This is a genomic window from Christensenella hongkongensis, from assembly GCF_000981035.1.
Taxonomy (GTDB): domain Bacteria; phylum Bacillota; class Clostridia; order Christensenellales; family Christensenellaceae; genus Christensenella; species Christensenella hongkongensis.
Genome location: NZ_LAYJ01000101.1, coordinates 1 through 21,988, shown reverse-complemented (window position 1 = coordinate 21,988; position 21,988 = coordinate 1). Strand labels below are relative to the sequence as shown.

19 protein-coding genes and 1 pseudogene are annotated in these 21,988 nt (G+C 43.6%); 4 read left to right on the top strand and 16 right to left on the bottom strand.

Annotated features, from left to right (window positions below):
* Window positions 1–164 precede the first annotated feature (164 nt).
* The 3 genes from CHK_RS08145 (at window position 165) to CHK_RS08135 (ending at window position 6,170) form a co-directional block, all read left to right on the top strand.
* Window positions 165–2,993 (top strand): response regulator, encoded by a 2,829-nt coding sequence (locus tag CHK_RS08145; RefSeq protein WP_082103463.1) that lies wholly within the window; start codon window positions 165–167, stop codon window positions 2,991–2,993.
* Window positions 2,990–4,057, top strand: a complete 1,068-nt coding sequence (locus CHK_RS08140; protein WP_046443554.1) for an HD-GYP domain-containing protein — start codon at window positions 2,990–2,992, stop codon at window positions 4,055–4,057. The genes CHK_RS08145 and CHK_RS08140 overlap by 4 nt, the downstream gene beginning before the upstream one ends.
* 124 nt (window positions 4,058–4,181) lie before the next feature.
* Window positions 4,182–6,170 (top strand): FUSC family protein, encoded by a 1,989-nt coding sequence (locus tag CHK_RS08135; protein WP_052740455.1) that lies wholly within the window; start codon window positions 4,182–4,184, stop codon window positions 6,168–6,170.
* 13 nt (window positions 6,171–6,183) lie between these two features.
* On the opposite strand, the gene CHK_RS08130 is transcribed toward CHK_RS08135, so the two are convergent.
* The gene (locus CHK_RS08130; protein WP_046443553.1) at window positions 6,184–6,438 is read right to left on the bottom strand and encodes a TIGR03905 family TSCPD domain-containing protein; all 255 of its coding nucleotides are present in this window, start codon (window positions 6,436–6,438) and stop codon (window positions 6,184–6,186) included.
* A 314-nt stretch (window positions 6,439–6,752) separates the two neighbouring features.
* Here CHK_RS08130 and CHK_RS08125 point away from each other — a divergent pair, with 314 nt between their 5' ends.
* Window positions 6,753–8,075 carry a hypothetical protein gene (locus tag CHK_RS08125; protein WP_160295616.1) on the top strand — a complete coding sequence of 441 codons (1,323 nt, stop codon included), beginning with the start codon at window positions 6,753–6,755 and terminating at the stop codon, window positions 8,073–8,075.
* Window positions 8,076–8,159: 84 nt separating this feature from the next.
* Here the strand turns inward: CHK_RS08125 and CHK_RS08120 are convergent, their stop codons facing one another.
* The 15 genes and pseudogenes from CHK_RS08120 to CHK_RS16830 all read right to left on the bottom strand — a co-directional run.
* Complete coding sequence (locus CHK_RS08120; protein ID WP_046443552.1) at window positions 8,160–8,552, bottom strand: DUF3021 family protein; 393 nt, start codon at window positions 8,550–8,552, stop codon at window positions 8,160–8,162.
* Window positions 8,521–8,997, bottom strand: a complete 477-nt coding sequence (locus CHK_RS08115) for a LytTR family DNA-binding domain-containing protein (protein ID WP_046443551.1) — start codon at window positions 8,995–8,997, stop codon at window positions 8,521–8,523. Before CHK_RS08115 ends, CHK_RS08120 begins: the two co-directional genes overlap by 32 nt.
* A gap of 61 nt (window positions 8,998–9,058) precedes the next feature.
* Window positions 9,059–9,904, bottom strand: coding sequence for a CPBP family intramembrane glutamic endopeptidase (locus CHK_RS08110; RefSeq protein ID WP_046443550.1), 846 nt, complete (start codon window positions 9,902–9,904; stop codon window positions 9,059–9,061).
* Between the two features lie 758 nt (window positions 9,905–10,662).
* Complete coding sequence (locus CHK_RS08105; protein ID WP_046443549.1) at window positions 10,663–12,024, bottom strand: tyrosine-type recombinase/integrase; 1,362 nt, start codon at window positions 12,022–12,024, stop codon at window positions 10,663–10,665.
* A gap of 98 nt (window positions 12,025–12,122) precedes the next feature.
* On the bottom strand, window positions 12,123–12,242 hold the full coding sequence (locus CHK_RS17175; protein WP_407923512.1) for a helix-turn-helix domain-containing protein: 120 nt from the start codon (window positions 12,240–12,242) through the stop codon (window positions 12,123–12,125).
* A 546-nt stretch (window positions 12,243–12,788) separates the two neighbouring features.
* On the bottom strand, window positions 12,789–13,220 hold the full coding sequence (locus CHK_RS08100; protein ID WP_046443548.1) for a sigma-70 family RNA polymerase sigma factor: 432 nt from the start codon (window positions 13,218–13,220) through the stop codon (window positions 12,789–12,791).
* A 186-nt stretch (window positions 13,221–13,406) separates the two neighbouring features.
* The gene (gene lepB / locus CHK_RS08095) at window positions 13,407–13,940 is read right to left on the bottom strand and encodes a signal peptidase I (RefSeq protein WP_160295615.1); all 534 of its coding nucleotides are present in this window, start codon (window positions 13,938–13,940) and stop codon (window positions 13,407–13,409) included.
* 9 nt (window positions 13,941–13,949) lie between these two features.
* Window positions 13,950–15,251: an ABC transporter permease gene (locus CHK_RS15695; protein ID WP_052740453.1), complete on the bottom strand. Its 1,302-nt coding sequence runs from the start codon at window positions 15,249–15,251 to the stop codon at window positions 13,950–13,952.
* Window positions 15,238–16,698: a COG1361 S-layer family protein gene (locus CHK_RS16355; protein ID WP_131924755.1), complete on the bottom strand. Its 1,461-nt coding sequence runs from the start codon at window positions 16,696–16,698 to the stop codon at window positions 15,238–15,240. The genes CHK_RS15695 and CHK_RS16355 overlap by 14 nt, the downstream gene beginning before the upstream one ends.
* 61 nt (window positions 16,699–16,759) lie before the next feature.
* Window positions 16,760–18,154, bottom strand: coding sequence for a DUF6034 family protein (locus CHK_RS08075; RefSeq protein WP_046443544.1), 1,395 nt, complete (start codon window positions 18,152–18,154; stop codon window positions 16,760–16,762).
* Window positions 18,133–18,888, bottom strand: a complete 756-nt coding sequence (locus CHK_RS08070) for a hypothetical protein (RefSeq protein WP_046443543.1) — start codon at window positions 18,886–18,888, stop codon at window positions 18,133–18,135. The genes CHK_RS08075 and CHK_RS08070 overlap by 22 nt, the downstream gene beginning before the upstream one ends.
* Window positions 18,889–19,707: 819 nt before the next feature.
* Window positions 19,708–20,121 carry a hypothetical protein gene (locus CHK_RS08060; protein ID WP_046443541.1) on the bottom strand — a complete coding sequence of 138 codons (414 nt, stop codon included), beginning with the start codon at window positions 20,119–20,121 and terminating at the stop codon, window positions 19,708–19,710.
* A 266-nt stretch (window positions 20,122–20,387) separates the two neighbouring features.
* Window positions 20,388–21,095 carry an ABC transporter ATP-binding protein gene (locus CHK_RS08055; protein ID WP_046443540.1) on the bottom strand — a complete coding sequence of 236 codons (708 nt, stop codon included), beginning with the start codon at window positions 21,093–21,095 and terminating at the stop codon, window positions 20,388–20,390.
* Between the two features lies 1 nt (window position 21,096).
* Window positions 21,097–21,741 (bottom strand): ATP-binding cassette domain-containing protein, encoded by a 645-nt coding sequence (locus CHK_RS08050; RefSeq protein WP_046443539.1) that lies wholly within the window; start codon window positions 21,739–21,741, stop codon window positions 21,097–21,099.
* Window positions 21,738–21,988: pseudogene (locus CHK_RS16830) on the bottom strand (hypothetical protein); the annotation flags it as partial. The pseudogene CHK_RS16830 and the gene CHK_RS08050, both read right to left, overlap by 4 nt.

The following is a 21,988-nucleotide window of genomic DNA, read 5'->3' as shown; positions in this document are numbered from 1 at the left end:
ATCAAATATCGTTCTTATTTTATCAGTTTTTCTGTTTTTAATCCATGCGATTCTTGTATTATCAGTTTTTCTTCTTTATAATATAACATATACCAACATGAACAAGGTTTTGCATGAAATCGCACTTGCACCATATACGCCGCAAATCAGGAGGCCTTTAATAAATGAGCCAGAACAAGGACATAATCAATACCTTTAAGGAAGAGTATACAACGTCCGATCATGAATATAATAATGAATACAATATGCTGATGAGCTCCCTGCACGTCAGCGTTGGAAAACATATGCTTAACGACGATTTCACCGTCATCTGGGCAAACGACTATTTTTATGAAATGACAGGATATTCCAGAAGGGAGTATGAGGCGACATTCCATAACAGTGTCATGGAATATTACAAAAACGATATGGATGAATACGCCAAGATCGGCGAAAAGCTTATAGACGCATTTGAGCATCACCGCCCCGGCTATGAAGTATTGAGCCATATGCCCCAAAAGGGCGGGGGCTACATCTGGATCAAGGTGGTCGGCACCTTTACGGATGAGCTTGTTGACGGGATTCCGATCATTTACTCTGTGTTCACCGATGTGACCGATATGATCCGGACGCAAATGGAACAGTCTATCACTTACGACAGCCTTCCCGGTTTCGTTGCGAAATTCAGGATGCGTCCAAATTCTTTTGACCTGATTTACGCGAACGACCGCTATATCGAATTTTTTGGAAACGAAATCAAATCCTATTCCCTTGAAAATATGAAGCTGGTCAAAAACCGCGAAGCAATCATTGAAAATATTCCAGCCATACGTGAGGGAAAGCCTGTGCGTTTTGTCCTTCAGGTTAAGGGTAAGGCGGGCAACGAAGCATGGTTACAGTTAAGCGCGGACTGTGTGGACTGGCAGGACGGCGATCCTGTCTATCTTGTGATCTATATCGACATTACGGATATCACCGAGATGCGCGAAATGCAGGTAAAACTGGAGGAACGTACGGAGCTGTTGAAAAATGCCCTTGAAATGGCAGAGCACGCAAATAACGCGAAATCCGATTTCCTTTCCCGGATGTCACATGATATTCGTACGCCCATGAACGCAATCATGGGTATGACGGAAATCGCCAGAGAATCGCTCGGAGATATCGAAGCCACAAAGGATTGCCTCGATAAGGTCGAGACCTCCGCTAAATTTCTCTTATCACTGATCAATGACATTCTCGATATGTCCAAGATCGAGAGTGGTAAAATGGCGCTCAACAAAAAAAAGTTTGATTTTGCCTCATTTGTGCACAGCGTCACAACCATGTTTTATCCGCAGGCTGAGAAAAAAGGCGTCAAATTTAATGTTCTTCTCAAGAACGGAATTGCCGAAGCTTATGTTGGCGATGAACTGAAGCTTAATCAAATCATAATCAACCTGCTCAGCAACGCGGTCAAGTTCACAAATCCCGGGGGCCGGATCGATTTTTCCGTGGCGCGGGGGAATCAGAGCGGAAAATATACGGAGCTTATTTTTACGGTTCAGGACGACGGAATCGGGATGGATGAAAGGTTTATTGATAAAATGTTCATTCCCTTTGAGCAGGATAGCAGCCTGCGTCAATCAAGCGGTGGTTCCGGGCTCGGCCTGGCGATCGCTAACAGCTATGCGCGTATGATGAACGGCGGGATCGATGTGCAGAGCTCTCCCGGTGCGGGAAGCACCTTCGCCGTTTCCGTTTGGCTGGAGGAAACGGGGGATAAAATGATGCCCTCCGATATCAGGGGGCATTTTTGTGAAATGAAGGCGCTTGTGGTGGACGACGAACCCGCAGTATGCGAATACGTATGCAGCCTGCTGGAAAAATTCGGCGTAGAAGCAAACAGCGCATATTCAGCCCCCTTTGCCTTAGAATATATTAGGGCCAACCAAAAGGCAAATAATCCATATAACGTATTGATCACCGACTGGAAGATGCCGGAAATGGACGGAATCGAGCTCGTGAAATCAGTCCGCAACGAATTTAAAGACAATATCCTGATCGTCGCCATTTCCGCTTACGACTGGAACAGTATCAAAAAGCAGGCAGAGGATGCAGGCGTCAACTACTTCCTGCCAAAGCCCCTGTTCCCGTCCAGCGTATATGACCTGCTGGTGTCTGCTACACTTGGTAAACCAATGGCGTCAGAGATCCAAAAAGAGGATTACCATTTTGATAACGAACGGATCCTGCTTGTGGAGGATAACCAGATGAACATGGAGATCGCATGCCGTCTTCTTACCTCGCGCAACCTGATTGTAGATATGGCATTCAACGGGCAGGAGGCGTTGGAAAAATTTTCCGCCGCACCGCAGGGACATTACCTTGCCATCCTCATGGACATCCAAATGCCCGTGATGGATGGACTGGAGGCAACGCGCCGTATCCGTTCGCTACATATTCCAAACGCAAAAGACATACCCATTATCGCAATGTCTGCCAATGCCTTTGACGACGACGTGGAAAAGTCGCTGGAAGCGGGAATGAACGCCCATATTTCCAAGCCGGTCAACATTCCCGTGCTGCTGCGCACCTTGCAGGAATTACAGCATGCGCCGCAGCAAAGGCTGATTCCTGATGTGAATGACGAAGCGGGAAATACCTGCTCTGATCCGCTGTATGCCGTACTTGAAAAGCTTGGCATAAACTCAAAGACAATACTGGAACGCTTTTGCGGCAATACGCAGCTGCTCGAGCACTTCATCAAAACCTACCCCTCAAACGCTGTTCTTCCGCAGCTAAAGGAAGCTGTGGAGCAAAAAGACAGTGCCGGTATAGAAACGGCTGCCCATACAGCCAAGGGCAACGCCCTCAACCTCGGCTTAGAGCATCTGGCGGAATTGTGCGGCAGACTGGTAATTGCCATACGCGAAGGACGCAGCGGCGAGGCCGGTAAATTATTTATCCCCGTATGGAAAGAATTCATGCGGATCAAGGCTATTATTGAAAACGCTTATCAGGAGCAAATCATATGAATCCGAAAAAAAATTCCGTACTGATCGTTGACGACGAGGAACTCAACCGGGCCATTCTGTCGGGCATGCTTGGCAGCCGCTACCATATCCTGGAGGCGGCAACCGGCACTGAGGCGCTTGAAATACTCGCTCGCGAAACCGACAAAATTGCCATCGTTCTGCTCGATATTGTTATGCCTGTTTTAGACGGCTTTGGCGTCCTTGCTTCCATGAGGGAAAGCGGATTGCTCGAGCAAATTCCAGTAGTGCTGATCACAGTGGAAAGCTCTGAGGAAACGACGCTCAAAGGCTACGATTTCGGAGCGTCCGATATCATCAACAAACCGTTCAATCCCAAAATTGTGACGCAGCGCGTAGAAAACCTGATCCAGCTTTTCCTGCACAGGCATCATCTGGAATCACTGGTAAGCCAGCAAACGTCTATCCTTAAAGAACAGTCCGACCGGCTAAAGCGCTCCAGCAATTTTTTAATCGATACACTGAGTACTGTAGTTGAATTTCGCAGCGGCGAATCAGGCCAGCACATCAAACGGATGCGTGGGATTACAGATGTTTTACTGAAGAAACTCTCTGCGCGTCATCCTGAATACGGCCTGACGGCAGACCAGATTGAAATGATCAGCGCTGCGGCGACGCTCCACGACATTGGCAAAATCGCCATACCGGATTCCGTTCTGAAAAAGCCCGGGAAGCTCACGGAAGAAGAATTTGATACTATGAAGCAGCATACCGTAATGGGCTGTGAAATCTTGCAGACACTGGATTATGTGCAAAATGAGGAATATTTTGACTATTGTTATGAAATATGCCGTCATCATCACGAACGCTGGAACGGGCGCGGATATCCGGACGGCATTGCAGGAGATGATATCCCCTTATGCTCCCAGGTGGTGGGCCTTGCGGATGTTTATGATGCGCTGACAAATGAACGCGTGTATAAACCGGCGTATTCACACGAAGAAGCTGTCACTATGATCCGCGGAGGCGAATGCGGATGCTTTAGTCCGGACCTGATCGATTGTTTTATGCAGGTGGAAGGCTGTATCAAAAGGCCCCCGGAATAAGCGTATGTTCCAAAAATATTTATGGACGCAAGTCCGGGAAGCTGCGCTCCTGTACAATGGCGTTTTAGACTTTACCTGAAAAAAGTGATATAATTGCTCACATAAATAAGTTTTGTGAGCAGGAGTGGTCTCTATTTCTTTTGATATCAAGGGTTCTCTTTCGGAATTCAAAAAAAAATTTATTGCGGCCATACCGGTCATCCTGTTTTTCCTGCTGCTGTTTTATTCGATTGTCCTGTTATTTGGAACAGCATATGCGCTCGTCGTTTCCTTCATAACCGCCACATTTAAAGTCCGTTTTCAAAAAAAATGCACTGTACGTTCCCTGTTCAATCTTTTTGTAGTACAGATGGGCCTTTGTGTTCTGGCCTTTTTTGCGACGCTGAACCTTGCATTATGTATTCTTTTGAACATTGCCGTTCCTTTTATGCTGATCTATCTGCAAACGACGCAATTTAACCAAAAAGGTTATTTTACCAACGCGATGGAGTTTATTTTCCTGCAGCTGCGCCCTGTAGGCTGGGAAGGCTTTCTTCCCCTGATGGGCGTAATGCTGTACGCTTCGGCAGTATTGTGCGTCGCGCTTGTGATTTACTATCTTTTCCACCGCAAGCCGCAGGGCTACCCGCACGCCCGTAAAGGCCTTTCCCTGCTTTCCAAAGAATTTTTGCTGATGGCAAAGGGCGAGCAGTGCGATCCCGCCGCGCAAAAGGATATGCTTTCCCTGCAAACGTCATTACACCGGATGGCTTACGGAAGCCGCGATTTTTCCTATGTCGTGCGGGGGGAAGGAAAAATCCATTATATGTTTGCATTGCTTTTTCAGCGGGCGGCATATTTTATTTCTGATTTTGGACAGGGGGATCACAGCGGTTGTTCTATCCATGATGTTAAGATGCTTGAAAAACTATCTGTGTTTTTAGCAAAGGTCGAAAAGCAGATGAATCTCCAGGATAATTCTGACCTCATTGCCGAATCGGATGCGCTATGCGAACAAACAGAAGCCCTTGACAAGCATTTCCAGGTATTCCTGCGCAACTTCCTTCGCCTGCTTTCCCTGACGCTTACGGGGATGACAGAGGTAAGCCAGCATTCGGCGCGTCCCGAATGGAAGTTGCCAAAGCACGCCCGCCCGCTGGGCGGCCTTCGCACGCGCCTAAAGCTCGATACCTTTGAGGTCCGGTTTGCGCTTCGTCTTTCCCTCGTATCTACCATCAGCTTTGTGGTATGCCGCGTTACAAACAGCGAGCACTCCTATTGGCTGCCTCTCAATGCGTTTTTACTCCTGCAGCCTATGTATGAGGAGAGCGCCTACCGTATGAAAACACGCCTTATCGAAACGTCGATTGGCTGCCTGCTCGCCTTTTTTGTGCTTCCAATACTACCCGGCGGCGTAACAGGGCATCTTATTTTTGCGACGGTCATGATTTCGCTCATGTATTGCTGTACGCCCGGCACATGGGTGCAGCCGATCTTTTCGACCGGCTTTGCGCTCACGCTTGCGTCGCTCACCATAGAAAGCTCTACGGCAATCGAGCTGCGGATATTATATCTTGTTCTTGCGGTGGTTCTGGTACTGGTCATAAACCGTTTCTTTTTTCCAACGAGCCAAAAAGGGCAATTTCGTTATAATGTCCGCGAGTTATTCCACATTCAAAGCTCTTACTTAACCATGCTGAGCATCAGTACGCGGCGTGTAATCGACTATGGCGTAGTCAGCGACGCGCTTATTTCTTTCCATCTCCTGTACGACGAAGTCCGAAAACACCTGCCCCGCCTTGAAGATAAAGCGGAGGCCGCCTTTTATACTGCAATGCTTTCCCCAATGTGGAAAATGATTGCAGAGTCCGAACAGATGATATTTTTTGTTCAGGCCGGAAAGCTTCCTCCCCAACAGCGCGAAGCGGTCGATCACTTTTCCCGGCAAATGAAATGCCGGCTGCAAAAAATACAGGCGATTCCGCCTGCCGGCAAAGAGAATCCGCAGGATGAGGCATATCCAATCGAATCGCCGTATCTCAATCACCTGATGCTGCAATACGAATCCAACCTGAACGAACTTGGAAATCTTGTCGAAAAATCCAATCTCTTTTTACACGCCAAAAAAGATTGAGCAGAAAATTCTGTCAGCCCTTTTTTCCAGTCGCCTCAAGCACCGCCTGTGCAAGCTGGTCTGCGCAGGACGTAGGCTTTCCGTCGCAGCTGATCCCTTTCAGCCTGTCTGCAATTTCCTGAGCGGACCAGCCGTCAACGAGTCGTGGAATGGCTTTGAGGTTCCCATCGCATCCACCTGTGAACCGAATATTTTTGATCGTATCATGTTCTACGTCAAAGGTAATTTGCGTAGAACAGGTTCCGTGTGTCCTGAAAGTATAGTTCATTCTAAAATTTCTCCCTTTTGTATTAACCACCCTTATTTTACGCAATTTTGTCCGGCCGGGCAAGCCAATCCATCAAGAAAATCCCTTTCTGTTTTTATCCCATGCTGCCGTCACGCAGGAAAATATCTCGTTTTTTCTTTGGCCTTAATTGACTATTTCGTTTGAAATGTGTTTATAACTTACCGAGACAACAAACAGAATGCGGAGGTTACAGTTTCCTTCCATTTGTATTGAAACAGTAAGAGTAAGGGGTGATCCTGATCGAAAAGATAAAAACATTTTTTTCATCTGTCGCACAAACGTCCGGCTTTGTTTTGAACAGTACTTTGATCGCAATTCCCTATTTATTGTTTCTCCGGCTGGTGGATGGAAAAAACCTGTCAACGATATTTCCGCTTGTTATATTTTATACATTCCGAATGACGGGCGTCTTTTTGCTGCGGAGCATCAAAATCGGCATGGGAAGCTATTCCGTATTGGTATTTACATTGATACTTGGATTTACGGGCGCGCTCTTTGGCGTACTGGGGAATTTGTATGCCCCGCTTTACATCTTATCCGGAATTTTCCTGGGGCTCAGTACCGGATTTATCAAACCAATCTATACGACGATAACGTTCCACAAGCGTGAAGAACCGTCCTCAAGCCAGTCCGGGAAAAAATACGCTCCCATTCTTTTTTCTCTGGTTGTCCTGCTGGTTTTAACAGCGCTTCCCGGTACCAAGCAGATCAGTTTTGTGATGCTGTTTTACATGATCCTGTTTGCGCTTGCCATCTACTCCACTACGCGCGATACGGACTACCATTTCAAATTGATCCATTTAAAGGATGCGACCGTTTCCTTACGTCAATCCGCAATTTTTATCGTATTCTTTATATTGCTGATATTGCTGCGTACCGCGAGACTTTCATTTGACGCGAAAACGCTTGATATTGCCGCCCTTGGATTTACGATTGTATTCCTCATTGCAGTGACAGTCATCGGGCTTCGCAGGAAACATATCAAACTGCCCCTGTGGCTGAACGTGCTATCGCTTGCAAATGGAATGTGCGGCAACTTTATCTTTATATTCGGTTCTTTTTACGTTGGTATTATATATGGTAATTTGCAGGCTACCACGCATTTGTACGTTCCCTTTGTACTGGGAATGATTTTTGCAATGGCGTTTGCCGGCAAAGTCCAAAAATTGTTCAAAAACCTCTCCCCCATTACTGTGCAGCTTTCCGGCATGTGCCTGAGCCTTGTATTGCTCATAACGCCTTTTTATTTTCCTGTCAGCGTCTTCCTGATAAGCTTTTTCTATACCGGAACCAGCTCCTGGCTCAATAAAGAATATTATCAGATCAGGAGTATTCCTTACGACAGGCGCCTGATCAGTAAATTTTCCATGCAGAATGTCGGCAGCATTACCTACCAGTTTATTGTCGTTGTGCTTATTTTAATCGCCTTTCAATACTATCAGGTGTCGACGGGAACCTTCTTCACATTTACGGAAAACGTCGCTCATCCGCAGGTCCTGACAACCATTATTCACACTGTCAAAAACTGGGGTTGTTTGATTCTCCTGGCATTATTCGCCATCGCTTTTATTGGTGTCCGGAGGAACCGCAAAACAATGAACGGCGCAGCCAAATAGGCCCACTTGTATTCATACTCATTTTTGCTCGACTTATCCGCTCATGAAAAAACGGTTTAAAAAGATGCAAGGCCCAATCATACTTTACCCGTTTCTTTGCGCGATCTGTTTATTGATATCTTCAATGTCCTTATTGATATGAACAACGTCAATCAGGCAAGCAGCTACGAATACAATAACCGTAATTGTCAGAGTCACCCATACAGGCGTAGTAAGGAACCAGCCGCTCAAAAAGCCTGTCAGCAGAACCACGCCTAAAACATACGCAAACTCTAAAAGCATCTCAAGGAAGTAATACACACTTGAAATTTTTCGTATACCGATCAGCCCTAAGTGGATAATCAGATTAGCGACAATAGCGGATATGAGGGAAATCATTTTCACGCTGTCGTCCCCGGTGATGATTCCTGCCAGCATAATAAGGAAAATCGTGACCGCCGCCGTACTAAAAAAGTTTTTGAACCACTCCTGAACCATTCGGATATCCTCCTTTCAGCGCTTCTTTGATTTCGTGGATATACCTTCTTGACACATTGACGCGTTCCCCATTTGCCAAGGTCGCCTCCATTTTGCTGTTCAGCATAGACCTCATGCTTGAAAGCACATTGATGTTAAGCAAACATGCCTTATTGATTTGCACAAACCCGTATCCGGCCAAATTATTTTTCAGCTGGTACAGGCGGTCTGCCACATAGTACACCTTTTCCCTGCAACAGGCAAACGTCTTTTTGTCTACGCTTTCAAAATAATAAATGTCGGTGACGTTCAGCATGAGCTTTCGTTCCCGGTCAAACGCTTCCATCTTTTCTTCGCATGATTTTACCGCGCGAACCAGGCGTTTCAGCACTTCACTCTTTTCCGCATATTGAATCAATATATGAATGTCGTCAAGCGTCGTGTCCTGCTCCAATTTGAGCCGCATAAGCTTCCTCCTGCATTGCCTTTGTTTTCTCCATTATATCACAGGAGTAATGGGCTTCGTTTTATGCCCTACGCACTGTTTTATGTCTTTTTGTCCATCTGATATAGGCAATCAATACGCCGGCAAAAGAAATCACCTGTGTAATCGTGAGCCTGATGAATTGGAGTTGATCTGCGCCGTGCGCAGTTGTAAGGTGCAGCAGGTTCACAACAGTGTTATTGACAAAATGGAACGCCATTGGCGCCCATAATCCATTTGTCATTTTGGCAAGCAACCCAAGCTGAAATCCCATTAAAAACGAGGTAAGGGCATAAAACGCACCAGATGCTAATGCGCCGTCCCCGGACATTGCTCCATCCACATAGCTACGGATAGGCAGCGCAATATGCCATAATCCAAAGAGCAATGAAGCAATAACGTTGGCTGCAAGAAAGGGCACCTGTTTTTCCGCAAGCTTGGTAAATAGCCCTCTGAACAGCCCTTCCTCCATCACGACATTCACGATATTGAGTACGATACACACCGAAACCGTTACAAAGGTTGTAATTCCTATTATATTGCCGTCCAAAGCATAAGCTGACACATAAAAAAGCAGCATTGGCGCATAGCCCTGCAATGAAAGCATGAGATATTCCACGAGATAGGCTACAAAGAATACACCGAAACCGATTGCGAGGCCGATGATGGTTCCTTTCAGCGAACCACGGCGGATAAGGCCAATATCTTTTGCTCTATACCCCATATAACGCATTGCCAGGATCAATATTACAATTCCTGCTAACTTCTGTATGAACGCCTCCCCCAATGTCTGGTCTGTTCGCCAAACCATGAGCTCAACCATTCGAATTGCATAGCATATTAAGTACACAGCCATCATTACAAGAAATGGTTTCCTGTTCTTTTCCATTTTCCCTGCCTCCCGTTTCTCTTACTTGTGAGTATACAGGGATTCAGAGATATGCCAATACTCCCGTAACCAACATGCAAAAAAACGCAGCCAAGATACAATGGATTCGATAATGCACTTGCGTGATCCTTCCGGTCTTGTACTTTTTGCAGGCGCCGCCTGGGGTGAGCCAGCATGAAGTAGTTAGATGATACTCCCTCTTCAGTCTCGGATATCGTTACCGTTCCTGCAAGATGCTCTGATAAACCGCTTTGATTCGAATCTGCCATACCAAAAAAGCAGTCTATGCTTTCTGCATAGACTGCTTTTTTAATGTGCCGGAATGAACAAAATCCGAACCCTTCTATGGGGGTTCAGATTTGAAGTATCTTGTGTCGTTCATACAAAATAGATGCAGCTAAAAACGGGCCCCCGCGCGAGCCCAGCGAAGCGGGTCGCGTGGGGAAAAGGAGCGGCAGTAGAGCATGAAAAAGCCCTCGCTTTTGCGAGGGCTTTGGAATCGCGGAACTTGCCGCGACGTGGTGTGCCCGGGAGGATTCGAACCTCTGGCCTCAGGAGTCGGAGTCTTAGTGTCACTATCCTCAAAATCCGCATGGTTAAGCATTTTTTTGGATATCATTTGTTCGAGAATCGGTAAAATTCAACACAGATTCAACACGAAAATACATTTTCCTGCCCTTTATAGGCTAAATAGACCACATCTTTTTCACAGATTCCAGTGATTTCAGTAACTTGGGGAATCGGTAAGCCTGCCTTTATCATTGATTGTACAATATGCTCCATACTCTTATTTCCTTTCTCACGATGAATTGTTTGTCCGGCTTCTTCTCTACTGGTAATCTGTTCGTCAAGACTATTTGCCATTGATGCCTTATTTTTATAATCAACATGTGCATAGGTTTTAGCTGTGATACTAAAATCACTATGCCCCATCCATGCACCTCACGCATATTAAACCCTGACTGAAGTAATAGTGTCGCGCAGCTATGCCGCAAATCATGAAAACGTATTACTTTAAGCCCGTTACGCTTTAATAATCTCGGAAACATCGATCTGATATATTCCGGCAGTACCAATCTACCATCTGCATGTCTGCAAACATATCCTTTCCATTCCTGATTGTAACTATTTCCGAAATAATCCGCATCCTTTTCTTGCTTTTCCTTAACTTGCAGCAAATAATTTTTGATTCCTTCTCCCATTGGCAACGATCTCCTACTGGACTCGCTTTTCAACTCAGTTGAAGCAACCGGTACGTTTTTTCCAGTCTTTCCATCAAACAACATCAATACCTTGTTCCTCACAGTTATCATATTGGAATTGAAATCTACAGCATCCCATTTGAGACCTATTATTTCCGAACGTCGTAGTCCAAAATAACAAGCAATCCTAATAACCGTTTCCAATTTTGTCCCTTTTGAAACTTCAATCAATTCATTGATTTCTTCCTTGCAATAGAAAGCAGATATAAATTTTTGTAGTTTGGGCTTTTCCACTTCATCTGTAGGATTTTCCAAAATTATTCTTTTTTTCATTCCATACGCAAGACTGGCTCGTATTAGCGTGTAATATTTTCTTATTGTATTTTCGCCCAAGCCATGCTCCCTCAAATAATTCATGAAGTCTTTTAGATGTTTCTGAGTAAATTCAGTTGTCCTTATTCTCAATGGTTTGAAGAATGGATAAATATACCGATCCCTCATCTTTTCGTAAGTCCAAGCTGTATAGGGTGCAACCTTTTCTTTCTTGCAGACCAGATACTCTCCAAGCAAATCACAGAATAATACATCTTCTGCCGTATTTGCATTATTTCCACTATTCTTTCTTTCCTTGTATTCCTTTATAAACGAATGAAACAATAAAGGAATTGACTGACTTCTATCGGCCATTTTATCCACAAAGACTTTCAAACAATACTTAATCTCCAGAATGAAATCCTCCGTATAAGCCTTTGGTTCCAATGCTGACAATTCGTTTAGAATTTCAGTAGCCCTTTTTTTATTCCCCCGTTGCGGAAGTAATGTATTAAACCAAAGCTGACTTTCTCGGCTCCCCTGTGAATTGATTTTATTGAGAACCACCCACCATTTACCATTTTTTACTTGAACGCTGCCTGTCATTACTTTTCCTCCTTTCAGACAACAAGCAGCCTGCTGTAGAAATATCTGCCTTTATTATATTCCCTCGTTGGCTGATGAAGCAAAAATCCGTATCCTTGTTATCCAATATAACGGATGATATTTATTTTAGGGATTCTATATTCTCTCCCGATTTTTCTACATTCAATCTCGCCGCTTCTTAAAATACGATATGCCGTTTTTTTACTAACTCCGACCATTTCCTGAAACTGTTTTATATTTCAACATCTGGATAATTATAGAAAGTACTATTCTCATTCCTATTTGATGGTGACATGATATCACCCCCTCAATAAAACTAAAATGAGCGGCGGACTTATTTTGGCAAACCGTTTTGTTCCAAGATCCGCCGCTCACTTCATATATTTAAAACGCTATTATTCGACACTACTTCCCATAGCGAATGGGCAATAACTTGAACTGGTCACGGCTCATGACCATCACCGGCATCTTAGCCGCCTCCCCTGCGGGCAGGCTATCTCAAGGAGTATCATTATAGGCTGTATCTGTCCTTGCGTTTCCCCCATTGCCAAGTGGAGATTACAGTAGCAACAGTTATCGCTCGTACCTTGGATGCGATCCTTTTGACGCCGTTAGGCGCAGGTAGTCCTGGCGTGTCCCCTGCTTCGCTCGTGATACAGCTAACGTATTCAAGCTATTGGTTATAAGCCGTTCATCTTACTGAACGCCTATTTTTCAAAGTGCGGAGAGATTAAAGCTCCCTTCACTATCAAGAGAAAAAACAATCAATATGTTAGCCCTTTTGATAAAAAAGTTTTCAGATTTTTCTCTGCTTTTTTCAATGAAAGGGACACTGCTGAATGCGTTACCCCTTCTTGCTTTGCAATTCGATTGATGCTCAAGCCTAAAAAGTAATGTGCATACAACCGATGCGCCTGTTTTTCCGGCAGCCTTAAAATTGCAGCGTACAAAAGGTTGCGGTCCAGTTTCTGTATAAGCTGTTCCTCCGCCGATGGAAATAAGAATAATGATGCGTTCTCAATTCCGTCTCCCCGATCAAGTGAATAATACGCTTTGTAATACCGTATTCTAGAATAATGGGATGCTTCTGCACGATACAATTCATCCAACGCGCATGCAACAGCATCGGGAACATCTATCCACATATCCTGTTCATGATGATATGGGTAATACTTTTTCAAATTTATCTTTTTCATGGTAACCTCCGTTTTGTGTGAGAGTGTAAAATCAACTTCAAAACGGAGGTTGGAGGAGATCTGCACCTTATTAAGGGCATACAAAAAACACCTTTGCAGTTTAAGGCCGCAAAGGTGCGAGTTATTGGATGTGTTTTTTTAAGAAACCAAGGCCTTCATTTAAGATACAACAATGTAGTATCGTATCTATTTTACACCTCTTATTCTATCGAACGGATATATTACGGATATCGCTTGTCCCACAATGTTGTCATCAGGTATCGGCCCAATCATCGGCTCCCTGCTGTCAGATGAATGATTTCGGTTATCTCCCATCACGAATATACTATTTTCAGGTACGACCACCGTTTGCATATCCGGAAAACTGTTTTCGTTCAAATAGGGTTCCTCTATTACATCACCATTCACAATAACCATATTATCCTGTATAGAAATCGTATCGCCCTCCATACCGATCATACGCTTCACACATTGCATTCCATCCGGATAAATAACGATCACAAGATCGCCCCGGGAAAGTCCTCCGGTATTTTTAGATACTTTTTCCGCAAGTACCAGCTCTCCGTCGGTCAGAGTGGGCAGCATGGATTCACCGCTGATCCATATCCAATCCAAAACAAAGACGCGCAGGCAAATAAGCCCGGTAATTACTACTGCTAAAATAATCCAAAACCACTTATCGCTTTTCTTCTTTTTCTCCTGCGGTACTGTCTTTTCCATCATTCACGCCTAATTTCCGCTTCTCATCGCCTCGAGCGGGCTCATCTTCGTGGCTTTACGCGCGGGGTAGACGCCTGATATGATCCCCACCAGTACCGCAATGCTGATTGCGCCAAGCGCCACCCAGACGGGTATCTCTATCTTCATGCCCTCGGAGAAATACATGCCGAGAAAGCTCGTCTGCTCCGTTCCCGTATTGATTGCAAGCACCACGATATAGCTGACTGCCAAACCAATCAGACCGCCCAAAAGTCCGATGATAGCCGATTCAGCCAAAAAAAGCCGCCGTATGCTCCGCAGCTTCATGCCCACTACCTTCATGATCCCAATATCCCGCCGCCGCTCGAGGATGGAGGCGTACATTGTGTTTGCAATTCCGATGGCCGATACGAACAGGGAAATGAAGCCAATGGCAAACAACTGTCCTTGCTGCCTGCTTTGTTCCTCCTGCATCTGTGTGATGTATTCCGTCTCGCTGTACGTCTCGTATCCGAGTTTTTTTACCTCGTCCATCACAGACTGTACGTTGTCCATATCGTCCACGCGGACAATGACCTGCTGATAGGAATTGATAGGAACGCCCATATGATCCGCAAGCTCCCGGTTATCCAGCAGCATCCGTTTTGCAATAGACAAATCTATGTAAATACTGCTACTGTCCTGTGATTGTGTCTTTTCCGTCAGCCCGGATACCGTCGCCCGGTACATACTGCCCGCCGGAAGCTCTGCATTGCCGGCATCCTCCATATTGTAGCCGAACTGTATTTCCATCTCCGTATTCAGCCAATCGATCTCCGGCATATATTTGCTGTATTCCTCCCAATCCGCGTAATTGGGCGGGTTTTGGGGGTCTACAAATTGCTGCACCGCATCCCCGCCGATTACAAGAACGGGCATCGTGCCGCCTGCGGGGAACATCCCACCCTCTGCAAATTCAAGGCTCAGGACGGCGGGCTCAATACCCGTGACCGTGGTGTTCGCCTCATAGCTCCCGCTGCGTATCGTAACGGGAAGCTGAACGGCGGGGGAAATCGCCTCCACATGCTCCATTGCCGCAATAGACTGCACGGTGCTGTCCGTAATCCCGCCTCGCCCGGAAGTAGACGAGGAATAATCGTTAATTTGTATCTGTGTCAGGCTTGCATTGTCTGTCAGCATATCTGAAAACTGCTTATAGTTGGAATATCCGATAGACAGCATCAAAACAATGCACGCTGTCCCCACAATCACGCCGAGCACAGTAAGGAATGTTCGCGATTTACGCCTGCTTAAATTAAGCAGGGACAATTTGAATAAATCAGACGTTCTCATGTTCTTTCGCTTTCTGCTTTTTGCGTTTCAAGGCATACCGGATACCGAAGATTGCACCGATGACCGCACCAAGAATAATCACCGAAATCCACCACTGGCTTTGCGTCTCCGGCTTTTCTTCCTCTTCCTCCTGTGGCGCGTTGATTATCGGCGGATTAATATTGGTACTGAACTCAAATTCCTGCGAAGATACCTCGCCAAACTCATCTTCATAAGAAAGGGTTATTTTCCCGCTTGTCGGGCCATATTTCGCGTCTGACTCATTGCTTTCTCCCGTGTCGAGCGTTCCGACAAAAACATACAAATCGCTTTTCTTCGATGCCCCGCTCTCTAAATTACCAAGAAACGCGCTGCCCTCCGGCACAAGGCCGGGGGCTTCCAGTTCCGCGCGCACGTTGTATACAGTTCCTTTCCCCATGTTCATCACATTCATGGAAATGGACATCGTATCACCCGCATTTACTTCTTTGGGTATTTCCGGCTCATCGTACTCGATACGCATGGGTTGTTTGACTTGAATTGCAATAGATTCATCCGACGTAAAAGCGGTTGCTTTATCTCCTTCATATTCAACATGAATTGTAATTTTTTGCGGCTTTGGCTCCGCTGTCTGTTGCACCATCATTTTAGTATCAATGGTTACAGTATCCTTTGTTCCAATCTTCTTGTAATAAAAGGAATTGGTTTCGCCCATAGGAATCACGTCTGCTGTTTCACCGTTAATTGTCACTTTAACATTACGCATTGACTGACTATCGTTGGTATTTTGTAATGTGACGGAAAGGGCAAATTCCTGCCCCGCGAGAACAGGGGAGGGATTTACAGAATAACTCGAGACTATTGCTTTGGGTTGTGGGGCGGGTACTTCCTCTTTAACAGGTTCGGGTGTTGGTTCTGGTTCGGGCGTGGCATTGGGATCAATACCATCCGTTATCGTTACATACAGAATAAATGACTGGGTGAATTGGACGCCGCCAGTTGTTTGCCCCTGTAAATTTATAGTGACCGGATAGCGCCCGTTTATCCGGTTCCCCGCAAGAGGTAAGGTGAGATCTACAAGATAAGCTTTTATTTTCGCAATATTATTATTTACACTATATTCTTGCAGTAGAATCGTTTTATCATAGTTCTGAAATACAAATGGTGAAGTAGACGGATCGCCTAAATCCACTGTCATGTTTAGTTTATTGTCCTTTAGAGCCTGTTCAGAGACAAGCGGTAGGATGATAGAGGCTGTTTCATTTGATACTGTTGGCATATATCCACTATTGTATGGTTTATCCATGCCAGAGTATAAATTCGAATTATCAATTTCCAATACATCTCCTGCATCTCCCGTTTTTGGAGGAGCCGAAGATGATGGAACCGAAGTATCGCTTCCTGCAAGTGCCGTTCCTCCAATACATAATATAATAACTGTAAGTATGATACAGATTCCTTTTTTCATTGCATACCTCCACAAAAAATGTTCGACTTTTATTGTTCTGCGTTTATATCAAAATTTACTATCAATAAGCGAGACCGCGATCCACAATGCTCCCATTTGTGGCATCCAAAGTTAATTGACTCGCCGCTGGACCTGATACATTATCACCTGTAGAATTGTGTACTACTTGCCCCATAAAATCCCAAACAGGCTTCATAATATATTGGCTATCGTCGTTTGCTATGGCAGAATACATCATTCCGAGTTTAATACTATTAATAGAAACTGTAACGTCAGAATTTGGAGGAATAACATTCTTAATATTATTTTTAAAAGCGTCCTTAACACTTTCAATATCCATTATTTCGATATTACTGTTTGTTTCTTGTCCAATCTGTACTGGATTTATATATTCCATCACCTGAATACCGCTATCATTCACAATGAACACAATTTTTTCAGGAGACCATAAAGGTTTATATACACCATCTTCACTGACGGTCGTTCCATAAAACGATTGCGTATATGTGCTTGGAATACCTTTATATGTTCGGGTATAGTAAAGTACATACGCTTGCGGGGATTCATTAAGAAATTCGTCACTATCCATATAATCCGGCATCATCATCTTTGCTTCATTGTATTTATTTGCAACACAGATATCTGTTATTTCCATATCAGAAATGCCTAAGGTATCCAATATATTATCAGCCTCCTCAATAGCTTGATTCTGTGTGATAGTCACACCTCTTGGCGTTTCTTCCTGGTATTGAATATTTCCATATCCGGCTTTATCCGATTGATCGAAGCGGAACACGCAAGATTTATTGGATATATCATTTTTCACACTAATACGAGCGGGAATTTCACCCCCAATATCACACATGACGTTAATGGAATTCAAGTCGATTTGCGTACGGTCTACCTCTTCGCGCGGTACTTCATCTGCTAATGGAACTGAGTTATATAAAGCTTCAAATTCTTCTATTATTTGCTGCATATTTGCATACGCATCCATCTTATTTTCTTTTTTATATTGGCTTTGCATTGCCTTTGACTCAACAATTATTTTTTCACATTCTTCCTTTGTAATTTCTCCGGTATTATCGTAATAAATAATCGAATCGCCAAAAAAACAATTTATAGCTTTATCAAAGAAGGTCTCATCAAACACGACGGGCTGGACCTCAACAATCGGATACTGGGTTACATCCGGGATTTGAATTTCCGCATCAACCTCAATTTTTCCAACACCATCTTTTGTACTAATTTCTTCTTTCCAAACATCATATTTAGCTTTTTCTACTTCAGCAGTTTCAATACTATCTAAAGATTCCAGAGGCGTCTCTTGAGGAACTTCAGAAGTCTCCACCTCCAATTTGTTGATTACCGATTGTTTATCAGGCGTTGACTGGCAACCCACCAAACAAAATATGGCCAGTATAACGACCAGAATTATACAGCTTCTCTTTCGCATTTTTCTTTCCTCCTGCCTTTTTTGATTTTGAATACTAATACCAGAGTTGACAATAATGCTACGAAGATAAGATTTAAATATAATTCGTCAAAACCAACTTCCATTGACGAGATATTGTATTGTGATATTGGGAAAAGGAATCTCACAGCCTCTCCATACGCACCAAACGGATAATACATCCCTAAATTACCAATAATCAAAGGGATAATTAAAGCGGCAGTTTTATTTTTACTATGAATTGAAAAACTGAAACTTAAAATTGAATAAACCATACTTACGATAAAAATATGTGTTATGAAAACCAAGCAATAAACGAGCGGCGAATATTGAAGTAAATTTGTGAGGGGGCCCATTCCAGCAAAAATAATACTTGTGCGAGGGGATAGCAAGTAAAATGTGAAAAGCATTATGAATTGTGCAAGGGGAAAACATAAGCCTCCGGCAATGCCCGCAGAAAATACTCGCTTGAGAATATTTTCTTTTTTATTACAGCAATCGTTTTTAAAAATTATCCATTGTGCCGCTAGGCAGGGAATAATCGGATAAAGATTGCCAAATACAAAAGTAGATTTCATGAAACTAAAATAGAAAAAATCAACATAACCAAAATTACTAATTGGTAAATTGAATAATTGCATATTAAAAATCAAAGTGAGTATTGAAACAATAATAATCCCCGCTACTATTATCCAATACTTTTTTGATTTTAATGTATTTGTTAAGTATTCACACATTGCTTTTTTCTAACCTTTCTAACAAAGTATATAAGTATAAGTACAATGAAGATCAGAATCATCCAATACATGATCGACCAAAGCGGTAATGGTCTTGATCCAACAGATAATAATGATTGATCATATGTTACGAGAGTATGCTCGATAAGAGTTATCTGAAAATAAATACTGGAATTACATAAATAATAGTAACTCCAATCTATAAAGCTAAATGAAAATGCAACTAAAAATCCCCAAGGTATATTTATTAATAGATTAACAAATTCGATTATCATCAGAAGGAAAACAAACCGGAGTTCAACATAAATTAAGGATAAACCAAGTGCTTCAACTGGAGCCATATTTTCCGCGAAACCTATATTCCATCTACTTGAAAATATATTGCTGTCACCACCAACAAGACTTACCAGCAAATTTACACCTAGAAAAAAAACCAAAAATACAGCAGATAGTATCATTGCATAAAGAAAATAATATGTAATGCTTTTTATGGATGCAATTTTAGCCAATAGCTTGCAATCAAAATCTGATCCGTTACTATAAAAATCACAACTCAGTAGAAAAAAAGTGATTGTAATAGGAAATAATATTATAGAGATATCATTTAATTGACTCAAGCACAATTCATAAAATGTGGGAATCACCCCATTTAATCGTAAAAAAACGCACGAATTGATTGCAAGAAAAACGAGAAGCAATAACAGTAGAATGTACCGCCACAAAGAAATATTTTTTAGTTTTTTTATTACAAATTCTCTATAATTCATATTCACATTTATGTTATCCGGGCAGCAATTTGCTGCCCGGATAACACCCTTCTTAGTAATTGAGTTCCCTGTTTGTTGCTCCATTATAAATATACCATTCACCGGATGTATACATCCGGTGTCCCGCATAATCAGGCGCATTTTTTATGTTAAGTCGTGCTGTTCCCGTTAATCCTGTTGTCCATATATGCCGATGACCATTTTCTCCGGTATCAATGCTGTTTCCACCACCAACTGAGATTGTTGAAATATAACCAACGGGGACTTGGGTTGGACTATACAGGCTAGCATAACGAGTATAGTTCTCCAATGTTTTATCGTTGATCTTATTCCATGTCCTGCTTGCGGTATATTCGTAAAGGCTTGTTCCGGTATAAACCGTACCATCAGCAAACGCCACAGCCGGCAAAACTGCTACCAAGATACAAGCAACAACCAATACTAAAATCATAACTTTCCGTTTCATTTTTTGAACTCCTTTCTCAGTATGAATTGACTCTATTTATTAGTTATGATATATTGAGCATTAAGTCCTTACATGATTACTCTATTGTCTTGCAATAGAGTCGGTGTGCGCCGTTTTTTGTAAGGACTTTTTTAAATCTTCAATGGAATCACCTCCTCAAATAAACCAGTTTGGATTTTGACCTGTATTGAACAAGTCATATTGGCTATTTTATTTTATCTTTGCCGCAAACCGGCAAAGTAATTTTAAAATGCTTTTTAGCCCTGCTATTTTTCACTTTTTCTCTGGCCCCCTTCAATTTTTGTTATATCGCCATCCGTTAGATATACAATTCGATCCGCATATCGTGCCTTTTCCATGTCGTGCGTGACCATTAGCAGGGTAGTACCGTTTTCTCGCACGATATCCCGCAGTACCTCCATAATCTGTCCCGCTGTTTCGCTGTCCAGGTTTCCCGTTGGTTCGTCCGCAAACAGAATCTCCGGTTTAGAGATGATTGCCCGCGCGATGGAGACGCGCTGCTGCTGCCCTCCTGAAAGTTCGTTTGTGTCGTGCGCAAGGTGCTTTGAAAGCCCCAGCTCCGAAAGCACCTCCCTTGCTTTCTGTTCCCGTTCACGCGGTGTCAGTCCACACAGCATCAGCGGAAACGCTGCGTTTTCAAGAGTAGTGAGCGTATCCATCAGGTTGAAATTTTGGAAGATGAAGCCAATATGGTTGAGCCTGAATTCTACCAAATCATCTTCCTTCATTTTATGCACCGGCTTTTCCTTCACAAATATCTTTCCTGCCGTTGGCTTTTCCAGTCCCGCGATGAGGTTTAATAAGGTGGATTTGCCGCTGCCGGACGTACCAGCCACCGCCGCAAACTCTCCGGGATAAATATCCAGATCAATACCGTTCAAGGCTTTAAAACGCACCTTTTTTGTTTTATATATTTTGACAAGATTTCTTACGCTTATAATTGGTTCCGTCATATCACCGCACCACCGTCAATATACCTGCATCCATCTCACACACCGTATCGCACAGTTCCTCGATATCTCCTGCGTTGTGGCTCGCCAGCAGGATTGTTTTCCCCTTATTTCTTAATCCCTTAATCAGTTCGCGCATATCCTTCACACCCTGCTTGTCAAGACCATTGAACGGTTCGTCCAAAACGAGCAGAGAAGGATCCTCCATGATCGCCTGCGCAATGCCAAGACGCTGCCGCATTCCGAGGGAATATTTTGCAACGTGCTTTTTGAGGTCGGGATCAAGCCCTACCTTTTTGATTGTTTCGCGGATTTCCCGATCCCCGATCTTACGTTTGAGAGATGCCAAAAGCTGCAAGTTCTTCATTCCTGTAAGCGTAGGCAAAAAGCCCGGCGTCTCGATGATGATTCCCATATCCTCCGGGAAGTCCATATCTTGTCCCACCTGTTCATAATCTACCAATATTTTCCCTTTCGACGGGAACAGAAAACCGCAGATACATTTAAACAGTACGGTTTTCCCCGAACCGTTGTTGCCAACGATCCCATGGATTTTTCCCGACTCAAAATCATGGTGCACATTCCGTAAGACTTCTTCGCCATTGAAATCTTTATATACGTGCTGTACGCTGATCGATATGTCTTTCATACGCCGCTCCCTGTAAAATTAAAGTTATATTTCTTCATTCCTCGTAGAGCCGTCCAGAATAATATAATGATTGCTATTCCAAAAATAAGAAAAGTCTGCCATAGCCGTGGAAGCAGATCATATCCGAAATTGTGCATATGGTAGGTTGCCTGGTTTAAGGGTGACATCCACCCAACTGCTACATTAGCCTTATACATCAATTCTTGAGGCAGGTTGAACATTTGTCCAAATATCTGAGGATTTAAAA